This is a genomic window from Shewanella sp. NKUCC05_KAH (assembly GCF_019345585.1).
Taxonomy (GTDB): Bacteria; Pseudomonadota; Gammaproteobacteria; order Enterobacterales; family Shewanellaceae; genus Shewanella; species Shewanella oncorhynchi.
Map to the genome: position 1 here is coordinate 1 of NZ_JAHKQZ010000014.1, position 12,725 is coordinate 12,725.

At 45.1% G+C, this 12,725-nt stretch carries 12 protein-coding genes and 1 rRNA gene; 5 read left to right on the forward strand and 8 right to left on the reverse strand.

Annotated elements, in window-relative coordinates:
- Positions 1–100, reverse strand: a 16S ribosomal RNA gene (locus tag KO533_RS13315); the annotation flags it as partial.
- Positions 101–797: 697 nt separating this feature from the next.
- Here KO533_RS13315 and KO533_RS13320 point away from each other — a divergent pair.
- Positions 798–1,259 carry an RNA-binding protein gene (locus KO533_RS13320; protein ID WP_219254578.1) on the forward strand — a complete coding sequence of 154 codons (462 nt, stop codon included), beginning with the start codon at positions 798–800 and terminating at the stop codon, positions 1,257–1,259.
- Positions 1,260–1,295: 36 nt separating this feature from the next.
- Here KO533_RS13320 and murI read toward each other — a convergent pair whose 3' ends face one another.
- Positions 1,296–2,120, reverse strand: a complete 825-nt coding sequence (gene murI / locus KO533_RS13325; RefSeq protein ID WP_219254580.1) for a glutamate racemase — start codon at positions 2,118–2,120, stop codon at positions 1,296–1,298.
- A 222-nt stretch (positions 2,121–2,342) separates the two neighbouring features.
- On the opposite strand from murI, the gene trmA reads away from it, so the two are divergent.
- Complete coding sequence (gene trmA, locus KO533_RS13330; protein ID WP_113941559.1) at positions 2,343–3,440, forward strand: tRNA (uridine(54)-C5)-methyltransferase TrmA; 1,098 nt, start codon at positions 2,343–2,345, stop codon at positions 3,438–3,440.
- A gap of 107 nt (positions 3,441–3,547) precedes the next feature.
- Here trmA and fabR read toward each other — a convergent pair whose 3' ends face one another.
- Positions 3,548–4,162 carry an HTH-type transcriptional repressor FabR gene (gene fabR, locus KO533_RS13335; protein WP_105251021.1) on the reverse strand — a complete coding sequence of 205 codons (615 nt, stop codon included), beginning with the start codon at positions 4,160–4,162 and terminating at the stop codon, positions 3,548–3,550.
- A gap of 144 nt (positions 4,163–4,306) precedes the next feature.
- Here fabR and KO533_RS13340 point away from each other — a divergent pair, with 144 nt between their 5' ends.
- The 3 genes from KO533_RS13340 (at position 4,307) to mnmH (ending at position 7,673) form a co-directional block, all read left to right on the forward strand.
- Positions 4,307–5,413, forward strand: a complete 1,107-nt coding sequence (locus tag KO533_RS13340; protein WP_219254582.1) for a fatty acid desaturase — start codon at positions 4,307–4,309, stop codon at positions 5,411–5,413.
- Between the two features lie 95 nt (positions 5,414–5,508).
- Positions 5,509–6,567 carry a selenide, water dikinase SelD gene (selD, locus tag KO533_RS13345; protein WP_105251019.1) on the forward strand — a complete coding sequence of 353 codons (1,059 nt, stop codon included), beginning with the start codon at positions 5,509–5,511 and terminating at the stop codon, positions 6,565–6,567.
- On the forward strand, positions 6,567–7,673 hold the full coding sequence (gene mnmH, locus KO533_RS13350; RefSeq protein WP_219254583.1) for a tRNA 2-selenouridine(34) synthase MnmH: 1,107 nt from the start codon (positions 6,567–6,569) through the stop codon (positions 7,671–7,673). Before selD ends, mnmH begins: the two co-directional genes overlap by 1 nt.
- Positions 7,674–7,752: 79 nt before the next feature.
- Here mnmH and KO533_RS13355 read toward each other — a convergent pair whose 3' ends face one another.
- From KO533_RS13355 to nudE, 5 genes are all read right to left on the reverse strand, one after another.
- A complete protein-coding gene (locus tag KO533_RS13355; protein WP_131525217.1) occupies positions 7,753–9,615 on the reverse strand; it encodes an MFS transporter in 1,863 nt (620 codons plus the stop codon).
- Complete coding sequence (locus KO533_RS13360) at positions 9,606–10,217, reverse strand: TetR-like C-terminal domain-containing protein (protein WP_219254585.1); 612 nt, start codon at positions 10,215–10,217, stop codon at positions 9,606–9,608. Before KO533_RS13360 ends, KO533_RS13355 begins: the two co-directional genes overlap by 10 nt.
- A gap of 316 nt (positions 10,218–10,533) precedes the next feature.
- Positions 10,534–10,977: a GNAT family N-acetyltransferase gene (locus KO533_RS13365; protein ID WP_219254587.1), complete on the reverse strand. Its 444-nt coding sequence runs from the start codon at positions 10,975–10,977 to the stop codon at positions 10,534–10,536.
- A 7-nt stretch (positions 10,978–10,984) separates the two neighbouring features.
- Complete coding sequence (gene cysQ, locus KO533_RS13370) at positions 10,985–11,797, reverse strand: 3'(2'),5'-bisphosphate nucleotidase CysQ (protein ID WP_011848162.1); 813 nt, start codon at positions 11,795–11,797, stop codon at positions 10,985–10,987.
- A gap of 304 nt (positions 11,798–12,101) precedes the next feature.
- Positions 12,102–12,683 (reverse strand): ADP compounds hydrolase NudE, encoded by a 582-nt coding sequence (gene nudE, locus KO533_RS13375; RefSeq protein WP_219254589.1) that lies wholly within the window; start codon positions 12,681–12,683, stop codon positions 12,102–12,104.
- Between the last annotated feature and the right edge of the window lie 42 nt (positions 12,684–12,725).

Sequence of the window (12,725 nt, forward strand, 5' to 3'; positions counted from 1 at the left end):
CGCCACCTCAGAAGTAAACTCCCTTGTGCTGCCGCTCGACTTGCATGTGTTAGGCCTGCCGCCAGCGTTCAATCTGAGCCATGATCAAACTCTTCAATTAAAGTTTTGTTGTTTGACTGACGTCAAACGGCTCAATGAATTCTACTGTTTTGATTCGCTTTGCTCACTAAGAAGCATCACGTTTCAATTCATACATTACTGTATGTACATATTACTATGAACACTCAATCACGCTTCTCGTTGAGGAGAATGACTTGAAAACATTGATTTAAATTTTTGACTGCCAACCCGAAGGCTAAGCAGTTTCGATTAACTCAACACCTGTGAGTGTCCACACAGATTTGCTTGATAAATTGTTAAAGAGCGTTGACCACACACTGAGTTTTCAGCGGGTCAGGGCTGCGTATTCTACGCATTCCCGTTAGTGCGTCAAGTAGTTTTTTCAACTTTCTCAACACTCATCGTTTAGCTCGCTAACCGATGAACTGCATGGCTTTCTTTGCTTAACTTGCGTTACGCTGTCTGCCGTGTCAGTGGGTGCGCATTATAGGGAGATTGAGAAAGTCCGCAAGGGCTTTTTATCGATCATTGAATCGCACGTCGATATTTTAAACGTTATGTCCATTTTTTAGCTTATAAGCTCTATTTATCGGAGATAAGTAAGGTTTTTTATCTAATAATTGATAATTCACGCTCAATATTTCAGCAATGGTCTAGTGTAAAAGTAAATAATTCATTACCATATACTTGCTGTTAACAGTTATTTATCAATTTCCCATTCATCAGAGAGCATTCTTATGCAAAAGTCATTTCTTATTGTCTTGATTGTCGCCATTATTGGCGCAGTAACACTATCTCAGTTCGCAACGCCATTATCAGCTATTGCTTTTGTCGCTGGCGCTATCATTGCAAGTCTTGTTTTTAAATTTGTTCCAGAGACTTCATCATCTCATGCTTCAGAAGAACAATATGTTGGCCCTACTATGACCTTATATGTAGGTAACCTGCCTTATCGTGTTCATGAGGGTGAAGTAAAAGTATTATTTGGCGAATTTGGTCCAGTAAACTCTGTGCGTTTAGTCAGAGATCGTAAGACGGGTCGTCGTAAAGGTTTTGGTTTTGTGGAGATGTCAGAATCAGGCGCTCAGAAAGCCATGGTTAAACTGAATGACTATAGTTTCCAAGAAAGAACCTTAAAAGTAAGAGAAGCAAAAACACAAGATTCGGAAGCTGCCGACCGTACAGGGACAGACGAGTAGCATTACCGCTTAAACTGTTTTGCTTTATTTTGTAATTTAGTTGGTTGTGGTGATTCGTTCGATAGTTGAAAAGCCACAATCAATTAATGTTGTTGTTAACCCTTCGCTGATTCCCACCTTAGTATAGAAAGCTTGCATCACCGACTCCCTTACTGCTTCTCTCTCATCTGTTACTCTGTGATCTTCCATAATAAGATTCTGTTGCGTTAAAAGAGTCACGACTCGCTTAGCAATAGCAGCGCCAGAATCCATTAGTTTTACGCCCGCACCGAGCACTTGTTGTAATTCAGCTTTGATCATAGGGAAATGAGTGCAACCTAGTACGAGAACATCCAATTGTGCGGCAACGACTGGTGCCAGTAACTGTGCCAATCTATGCATATCCAACATTCCAGTCGCCACTTTTTGTTCTGCCATCATCACTAATTCAGAACAACCAAAGAGTTCGACATGGCAATCATCAGCAAATTGGCTGATGAGTTCATGGGTATAATGACGCTTAACTGTGCCAGGTGTAGCCAAGAGTCCAATACGTTTGCTCTTAGACATTAGAGCGGCGGGTTTAATGGCGGGGACAACACCTACGACAGAGACAGAAAGATGCGCACGTAATGCCGGTAATACAACAGTACTTGCGGTATTGCAGGCAACGACCACTATCATTGCATTGGTACGAGCCACTAGATCGCATACTAATTCGACACAGCCAGAAATTAATACCTGCTCTTCCAACTCACCATAGGGCAACCTAGCGTTGTCGAAAAGATAGCAATAGTCGCTATGGGGTAAACTCTTACGGATTTCAGCCAGAACAGATAGGCCACCAATCCCAGAATCAAACACTAATATAGGTCGCGACAAGCGAATCTCCAGTTTCGGATATATAAATAAACTATACAGATTGGACGCATTAACGATTCGATGGCTGCTTTACCGACGGAATCCAGCCAAATACCATAGAACCACATTCAAGTGCGCGGATTTTCCCATAGCTTTGCGAAAACCGCAAAAGCAAGATACTGGACATTCGTGTCACCTAGTATAATATTTGCGCCCCAATTTACAGCAACGGTGAATCAAACAATGAACTTAGCAGCAATGGACCCTCAGACTTATGATGCGCAGTTAGAACACAAGCGTATCAAGCTAGAACAAGCCTTTGCCCAATTTGAAACACCGAGTGTTGAAGTTTTTGCCTCAGAGCCAGCTAACTACCGTATGCGCGCCGAATTCCGCATGTGGCATGATGGTGACGACTTATACTATTACATGTTCGATAAAGTATTGAATGAGAAGGTACGTTGCGATCAATACTTACCAGCTAGCGTGCTCATCAATCAAATGATGTCTGCCTTAATCGCCGAGCTGAAACCGAATCCGAGTCTAAGGCACAAACTGTTCCAAGTGGATTTTTTGTCGACTTTAAGCGGCGAGATCTTAGTGTCTTTGCTTTATCACAGGCAGCTTGATGACCAATGGCGCGCCGATGCGACTGCACTGAAAGCCAAGTTAAGTAGCCAGTTTAACGTCAACATCATCGGCCGTGCCCGTAAGCAAAAAATCGATTTAGATAAAGACTTTGTGGTCGAGTCATTACAAGTAAATGATAAAACCTTCTTATATAAGCAAATCGAAAACAGCTTTACTCAACCCAATGCCAAAGTTTCCGTAAAAATGCTGGAGTGGGCTATCGATGCGACTCAAAACAGTAAGGGGGATTTACTCGAGCTCTACTGTGGTAATGGCAACTTCTCTATCGCACTGGCGCAAAACTTTAATCGCGTGTTGGCCACCGAACTGGCCAAGCCTTCAGTGGATGCAGCACAGTACAATATCGAAGTGAATGGTATTGATAATCTGCAGATTATTCGTATGTCAGCCGAAGACTTTAGCGATGCCATGGCGAAGAAACGCAGCTTTAGACGTTTAGAAGGTATCGATCTTGACAGCTATGTTTGCAACACCATTTTTGTCGACCCACCACGCGCGGGGATTGATCCTGATACGCTGGCGTTAGTCCAAGGTTATGAGCGGATTTTGTATATTTCCTGCAACCCTGAAACCTTAAAAGATAACCTGCAACAACTGAACGAAACCCATAGAGTGACCCGCTTTGCCTTGTTTGATCAGTTCCCTTACACAGATCACATGGAAACGGGTGTACTACTCGAGCGTCGTTAATCACTTCAGATACACTGAGCTCGACTGCATAACACTTAAACGTAAATTCGCTAAAAATAATGGAGCCTTAGGCTCCATTATTTTAGTAAATCTGCATCTCACTCAGATTAGCGGTGTTCAACCTTATGCTGCAAAGCCTCGGCGCCTTTGGCGACCATGCGCAATTGCATGACTAATTGATCGGCAAGAATTTTGCGGTCAGCCCGTTTCATATCTAATGCTGAAGCGCCGGCATTAAACACCAGTGTCACTAAAGCTTCGGCCTGTGCACGAGCTAATAACGGGGTTCGGCCCGCTTTCGCTTCGGTATAGTGAGCCAACTCAGAAATAAAATGTTCAATTTCGCGGGCAACCGCCGCACGGAACGCTGCGGAGGTTCCAGAGCGTTCATGCAATAAAATACGGAATACGTTTGGATTAGAATCAAGCACTTCCATAAAGGTATCAACGGAAATACGGATCACACTGCCACCCACTTCAGCTCGCTGACGGCCTTTACGCATCATCTGCCTTAGGGTTAACCCGCCCTCATCCACCATAGTAAGACCAAGTTCATTCATATCTTTAAAATGGCGATAAAAAGATGTCGGCGCGATATTAGCTTCCCGAGCAACCTCTCGCAAACTCAGACTTGAGAAACTGCGCTCAGCACTTAGCTGATTAAAGGCCGCATCGACTAAAGCTCTGCGAGTTTTCTCTTTTTGCTGTGCTCGAATACCCATTCTTAAATCCGCTAACTGAATGTAATAACGCGATAATACCGCTTTTAGGCATTAAACACAGCCCCATCGTCCTTGACCAAACAATATAGCTAAGCTAAATTAGCTTACAGATGTACGCTCAAAAGCGAATTTTGGAAACCTATAATGAAAAAACCCCCTATCATCTGGCTTAATGTCAGTCTGTTTGCCATCACTTTCCTCAGTGCGGTAATTTTAGTTCCATGGCGCGGTATTGTTCATGGCTATGGTGCCAGTGAATGGATCGCTTTTATTGTTTTAGCCTTTGCCAGTGGCCTGTCAATCACAGCGGGTTATCACAGACTCTGGTCACACAAGGCCTATAAAGCTCATCCGGCGGTGCGTTTTACATATGCCCTTGGTGGTGCTTTAGCATTACAAAACAGTGCATTGCACTGGGCATCTGATCACAGAGTCCACCACAAGCACGTAGATGATAACGACAAGGACCCGTACTCAGCCAAAATGGGATTCTGGTACAGCCATATCGGTTGGATGCTGCGTGAGTATCAGTCGCAACGCTATCACGATTATCAAAATGTGCGTGATCTGCAAAATGACCGTATTGTCATGTGGCAACACAAACATTACCTCGCACTCGTGTTGCTGATGAACATTGGACTGCCTGCACTGCTTGGTTGGCTCAATGGTGACGTGCTGTCTATGTTATTGATGGCGGGTTTATTGCGTTTAGTGGTGGTGCATCACTGCACTTTCTTTATCAACTCTTTAGCCCACGTGTGGGGCAGCCAGCCTTATACCGATAAGAATACTGCCCGCGATAATGGCTTCTTGGCCATGTTGACCTACGGTGAGGGTTATCATAATTTCCATCATATTTTCGAAAATGACTATCGTAATGGCATTAAATGGTGGCACTACGATCCAACCAAATGGTTGATTAAGTCATTATCTTGGTTAGGTTTAGCTAAGGATTTGCGTACGAGTCCACAGGAACGTATAGAGAGCGCACGCTTACAGATGCAGTTATTACGTACCAAGCGGAAGGTTAATAACCTGCCTAATGCTGATGAAATTATTGAAAAAATCCAAGCAGAGTATGAGTTATTAAAGCTGCACTTAATGGATTACTATCAAGCACAGAAAACCTTGCTTGAGGCCAAGCGTAAACAACTTGTCGATCAGCAACTATTGCAACAAGTTGAAGAGCTAAAGGCGCGTTTCTTAGTCCAGCAAAAACATTGGCGCAGCCTGACCGCAACTTATAGCTAAGCCACAATTCTGCCCGAAAGTCATACGGCCACCTTGCATGGTGGCCGTATCTGATTATGATGATGCCTTAATCACTTAAATAGGCTGTTGAGATCATGTCAGATTCCCCAGTTACACTCCCAGAATCAATCAAGCTAACAGAATATAGTCATGGCGCAGGTTGTGGCTGCAAAATATCCCCTAAAGTGCTCAGCACTATCTTAGCCTCGCAATTACCTGTATTTACCGATCCAAATCTGCTGGTTGGTAATCAGAGCCGCGACGATGCTGCAGTGTATAAACTCAATGATGACATAGGCATCATTAGCACTACCGATTTTTTTATGCCAATTGTTGACGATCCATTCACCTTCGGTCGTATCGCAGCGACCAATGCGATCAGCGATATTTATGCCATGGGCGGCACGCCTATTATGGCGATTGCAATTTTAGGTTGGCCAATCAATAAACTACCCGCAGAAATCGCACAGCAAGTGGTCGATGGCGGCAGACAAGCCTGCATGGAAGCGGGGATCATGCTAGCCGGTGGTCATAGCATAGACGCACCCGAACCTATTTTTGGTCTCGCGGTTACCGGGCAAATTGCCTTAAGTGATTTAAAACAGAATGATACCGCTAAAGCCGGCGATCGTTTATATCTCACTAAACCTATCGGCATTGGTATTTTAACCACAGCGCAAAAACAGAAAAAACTCCGCGATGAAGATAGTCTCATTGCGGTAAATGCCATGTGCCAACTCAATACTATAGGCGCGACCATTGCAAAAATTAGCGGTGTAAATGCCCTGACCGATGTCACAGGTTTTGGACTGGCGGGACACTTACTCGAAATGTGCCAAGGCGCCAACCTCACTGCGAAGCTTAAATTTGATGCAGTGCCATTGTTACCACGCGCCTTAGATTATTTAGCCTTAGGTTGTGTTCCTGGCGGAACTCACCGTAATTACGATAGTTATGGCGAGCATCTCCCCGAGCTCAGCGAGCATCAAAAAGCGATACTGTGCGATCCGCAAACCAGTGGTGGCCTGTTAGTTGCCGTCTCGGCCGCAGCTGAAGCGGAATTAATTGCCCTACTCGATGCGAACCACATAACCCCAATCTGCATTGGGTCACTGGAAACACCGACTACTGCAGCGAATGTGGTGTTGTGCTGATGCCAAGCGCTATTGTAGCCGCAGAGCAATATAGGGAGATCTTTCTCAATCAACATCCGATGATGGATGTGCGAGCGCCCATAGAGTTCACTCGGGGCGCGTTTCCCAACTCGACCAACTTGCCCTTGATGCTGGATAGTGAAAGGGAAAAAGTCGGTACTTGTTATAAGCAATTTGGTCAGCAAGCCGCGATTGCATTAGGTCATTCACTAGTGAATGGTCCCATTAAGCAACAGAGAATCGAGGCTTGGGCTAGCTATGTTAAAGCCAATCCTAATGCTTACCTTTATTGCTTTCGCGGCGGCTTACGCTCGCAACTCACTCAACAATGGCTCAAAGAAGCGGGTATCGAAGTCCCTTATATTCAGGGTGGCTATAAGGCCATGCGCCAATATCTGATTGGCGTGATTGAAGCTACACCGACCCAACAACCGTTATTGAGTTTGAGCGGGATGACGGGCTGCGGTAAAACCGATTTTCTACTACAGCGTAAAGAAGCGGTTGATCTTGAAGGAATAGCTAATCACAGAGGCTCTAGTTTTGGAAAGAATATCGACCCACAGCCAACGCAGATTAACTTTGAAAATCAACTCGCCATTGCCTTGCTACAGCACCAAACAAGTGGCGCGGCGTGTTTACTGCTCGAAGATGAAAGCTTCCTGATTGGGCGCTCGGCACTGCCGCAGACATTTTACAATGCCATGCAAGCCGCTAATGTTTTAGTGCTAGAAGAGTCGGACGATGCGAGGCTCGAACGCTTACGCTATGAGTATGTGCATAAAATGTATAGCGGGTTCTGTGAGCGCCTAGGACCGGAAGCAGGTTTTGCGGCTTTCAGTGAATATCTATTACAGAGTTTAGTGAGTATTCGCAAACGTTTAGGCGGAAAACAACATCAAGAACTGCAAGATTTGATGCAACAAGCCCTCGATCAACAAATCAACCAGAATGATACTTCGCTGCACTTAGTCTGGATAAACCTGTTATTGCACAAGTATTACGATCCTATGTATCAATACCAATTACAGAAAAAGTCTGAACGTGTACTCTTTAAAGGCTCACATCAAGCGATGCACGAATGGTTGGATAGTTATCAAACTCGATAAATTGCCCACGCATAAATGAGATAACCGCGAACATTAGATCCGCGGTTATCACTTCACTTTATTTCATGCCTTAACGAATTTAAGACTTGCCCAGCAGGCTCGCCACTTGGACTCTCAAAGACTCCTTATTCGCAAGCTTACCATCGACGGCATCCGTTAAATCCACCGACACCCTTGACCAAAAACGCTTGGGCATTTTAGCTAAGGCATGTCCGCCCTTGTGGCTAAAGTAAGAACCCCATAATCCGTGCAGTGCCATAGGAATGACTGGCACTGGATCTCTGGCCAAAATCTTATCAATTCCGGGACGAAAATCGCCAAGTTCACCGTCAGGTGTGAGTCGACCCTCAGGGAAAATACATACCAACTCATCATTGGCGAGCGCTTCATGAATCGCCTCGAAGGCCCGATTATAGGTCTCTTCACTTTGCTTAGGCGAACAGATAGGGATCACACCTGCATGGCGGAACAAATACTTCAACAGAGGAATTTCGCTGATGGATTTATCCATCACAAAGCGGATTGGCCGTGTCGATGCTCCCATAATAATCAATGCATCCACATAACTCACATGGTTACAAACTATGATGCCAGCCCCTTCCTTTGGAATTTTCTCTCGGCCTGTGACTGTCACTCGATACATAACATGACTGAGTAAGTAACTGATAAATCGTTGTGTAAATTCGGGTACTTGTGAATAAACATAGAGCGCGACTACAGCATTCATCACGGCGAGTAGCAGAAATAACTGTGGAATAGTCCAACCTGCAACGCCCAGTAACAGCATAGATAACAGTGCCGAAACCACCATAAACAATGAGTTCATAATGTTATTGGCGGCAATCGCCTGAGCACATTCACCCTTAGGCGAACGAGATTGAATAAACGCATACAAGGGGACGATAAACAAGCCACCGCTAACGCCAATCATAAAGAAATCCAGCATCACCCGATAATGTTGGGACTCGCCAATAAAGGCTTTTAATCCATAGACAAAACCAGCATCTACGGGCGCAGGTGGAATAGCCCAAAGCAAATCGACACCAAAGATAGTTAATCCCAATACCCCAAACGGCAGCAAACCGAGTTCCACATGGCCGTAGGAGAAACGTTCACAAACGAAGGAGCCAACAGCAATCCCGATGGAAAACATGCCTAATAATAATGACACCACAGTCGCACCAGAATGCAAATGCAGCTTAGCAAAGTTAGGAAACTGAGTCAGATAGGTCGCACCTAAAAACCAAAACCAACTGATAGCGAGGATAGCCATCCAGATTGAAGGCGTTTGACGGGCTTTTTTGATGCTACGCCAAGTGCCCGATAACGGCCTGAAACGTATTTTTTCAATGACGCCCTGCGGGGGTAATGCAGGAATCGCTCGGCTCGATAAATATCCTGCAAAGGCTAATACAGCAACAGTAATCGCCGACCAAAGCGTACCGTTTTCATTAGAAACCAAGATCCCCGCACTCAAAGTGCCCACCAGAATAGAGAGAAAAGTGCCCATTTCAACCCAAGCGTTGCCTGTGACTAACTCGTCCTCTTTCAACGCTTGGGGTAACAAGGAATATTTAACCGGACCGAAGTATGCAGACTGACTACCCGTTAAAAATAATAGTAATAACATCATCATGTAGCTCTCGCTCAGAATCGCAATCGCGGCGCTAAACATGATGATGACTTCGAGTAGTTTCAATCGGCGAATGAGTTTAGCCTTATCCATATTATCGGCGACCACACCCGCATGGGCCGAAAAGAGGAAAAATGGCAAAATGAACACCCCAGCCGCCAAGTTCACAAACATATCGACGCTTATGGGTAGGTCTTTCACTTGGCTAAAGGTCACTAATAACAGCAACACATTTTTATAGATGTTGTCATTCAATGCGCCTAAGCACTGAGTCGCAAAATAGGGTAAAAAACGTTTTGTTAGCAGCATGATAGTTCCTTCTGGTAACCCATTCCTTGTAAATAAGCTTGTACGTGACTCTTGAGTAAATCCCGCAGTGATAATGACTCAGCGAAGAGCTTATTATCGAGTGACAGAGAGGTCAGCCCATGAATTCCCCCCCATAATACCCGGCTCATACTGAGATGCTGCACCGGCGTAACCTCGGGAAATAGTTGCGCCAATTCACGCTCAATCAGAGTAAATAACCCCGCAATCAATTGCCCTTGCGATTCAGGTAAGGGTTCAGAATCGAGTAATTGCAGCTCAAAAACCAGCTTGAAAGCTTGGCGCTGCTCATGGGCGAATTGACTATACTCCCAAGCCATTGCAATAATTTTACCTAAACTGTCGGTCGCACGAACACCCGTCAATCGGTCGTGCAAAGTCCTAAGCGTTGACTCAGAAACCGCCAGTAATAAATAGTTGTAGCTGCCGAAAATATTGATCAAGGTACTAGGGACATAACCAATTTGGCTGGCCACTTTGCGTAAGCTGAGCCCTATGGCACCTTTATCTATCAGTAACTCAGTTGCTGCTTGTATTGCCATCGCGCGAATTTCATCATGGCTGTGTTCTTTTCGTCTGGCCATAGGTCTCATCCCCTGTTGAATAGCAAGAGACTAACAGCAGTTAAAATAAAAAACAACGTTCAAAATAAGTTTGTTTTACGTACAGAAGAGGGTAAATAATGAAGGATATTATTGAGGATGATGGATAAAGATAGACACTCGAATTAGATTCCCTCAGCAAGCATAACGGGATCCGTGGGATGACATCGCCTAAAAGAGCATAAAAAACGGCGCGCTCTGTCAGCACACCGTCCATTATTTTGATTTAAAAATCACTCTTAATTCAAAGGTGATTTTTATTTGAGGATAATCTTTGGTTCAAAGATAAGCGCGCGATTTATGGCCTGCGATAAGTCATCACAACCCTATCTGCGCCATCGCCAAAATAATCGGCCTCAAAAGTTGAATCAATGAAACCTAAATGCTGATATAAGCCATGGGCAGGGTTACTCGGATCAACGGTTAAACACACCCGCTCAACTGACACGGGCAACTCGGCTAAACATTGTTGCATCAAACGCTTGCCGAATCCCTTCCCACGAGCATTTTCACTCACTGCGACAGATAATATCCACATGCAGTTAGGATCGCTACTCTGGGCACTGAGCAAATAGCCTTGTAGTTGATTATCTGCATCCACGGCCACTAAAAATTGCTCTGGCCAACAATCAAATCCCTGACGGAAGAAAAAATCAGGATAGCTGTGCTCGCCAAAAATGGCCTGTTCGAGCTGATAAACTGCGAATAACTCAGGCTTTAATACCGGACGTATAGACTGCATTTGAAAATCATTCACCTATTAAAATCTTATCCCACTCTAAGTTGGGTGCGCCAACTACGATGAAATTAGGGTTCTCTAAGCTCTCGCGCTCATTGTAGGTTAACGGTTGCAGCTCTGTATCCATCAACTGTCCACCCGCTTCCTCGACGATAATTTGCGCGGCTCCCGTGTCCCACTCACCCGTTGGTCCGACTCGTACATAACAATCAGCACGACCTTCGGCGACAAGACAACTCTTTAACGCTGCGCCCCCCATCACGACTAACTCGCAGTGTTTGGGATGGTTGAATAGGGTCAACACAGATTGAGGGTCCTGACGGCGACTTACGGCCAATCTTAGGGATACCTTTTCACGGTGCTCAATTTGGCGACTGCTAATACGCACTTCTTGTTTATCCGTGCGTTTGTACGCCCCTAAACCAGCAATAGCGTAATAACACACTTGCGTCATCGGCACATAAACTACGCCCATCACGGGACGATTGTGTTCCACCAGCGCGATAATGACTGAAAAATCACCACTGCCGGCGATAAACTCCCCCGTACCATCGAGCGGATCCACCAACCAATAGCGCTTCCAAGATTCACGCACACTCAACGGAATGTCAGCGGCTTCTTCAGATAACACAGGAATATCAGGCGTTAAGGCGGTCAATCGGTCACAAATGATCTTGTTCGCCGCTAAATCTGCGGAAGTGACAGGGGTATTGTCAGACTTCATTTCTCGCTCAAAATTACCTTTGAGATAAATGTCACGGATAGTTATCCCTGCATCGGTCGCAATCGCAATAACTTCGTCGATCAACTCTTCTGGCTTCATAACAACTCCAATCGCCTGCTGAGCGAATGTTTTGCAAGCGTGCAAACTCTGAACGCTTAAAAGGAAAAAGATTATTTAAGTTATATACCCAAGCTACCTGAAGATACGAGTTTCAGAGCACCTAGGGTGCTTCAATTCAAGGCGCATCAATGACAGAATGTCGGCCACCTTTTAAATTGATGCAACGCCGAAGTGGAGTGCCCTAGGCGCTCCGTCCCGGCGGGTTTTAACGCACTTTATGCTGTGTTGGTTATTTTTAACTTAGCCCGCTAGGTCTGCAAATAACCGCCTTGCCTAAAGTGCGTTAAACTCCCGCTGAATCCTGCATCTTCAGGTTGTTTGGGTATAAATATTTTTGCGCCAAAAACAACGCGCTCACACTACGGGATTCAGAAAAATCGACATCATCGAGCAAGGCTTCCCAATCGGCGAGCGCCCAAGGCACCACATCAATTGGCTCAGGTTCATCACCTTCAAGGCGACTCTCATACAGATCTTCTGCAAGAAAAATTTGCATCTTACTAGAGAAATAACCCGGAGCTAGGCTGAGTTCTTTCAGTAAGGTGAGCTTATTCGCTCCAAAGCCAATTTCTTCCTGTAATTCACGATTAGCAGCTTCTATTGCTGTCTCACCGGGATCGATCAAACCTTTTGGGAAACCGAGTTCGTAATTATCAGTTCCTGCAGCATATTCGCGTGCCAGTAGCATTTTCCCTTGATGAATAGGCACTATCATCACAGCGCCACGACTACCGCCTTTCATGCGCTCATATTGGCGCTCTACACCATTGGAGAACTTAAGATGCACTTGCTCAATTTGAAATAATCGGCTTCTCGCGACAACTTCGGTATGCAATATTTCCGGCTTATTCTGCCGTTGCGACATAACTGCCTCTGGATAAAAAAAGCGATAAATTAAATAAGGTAA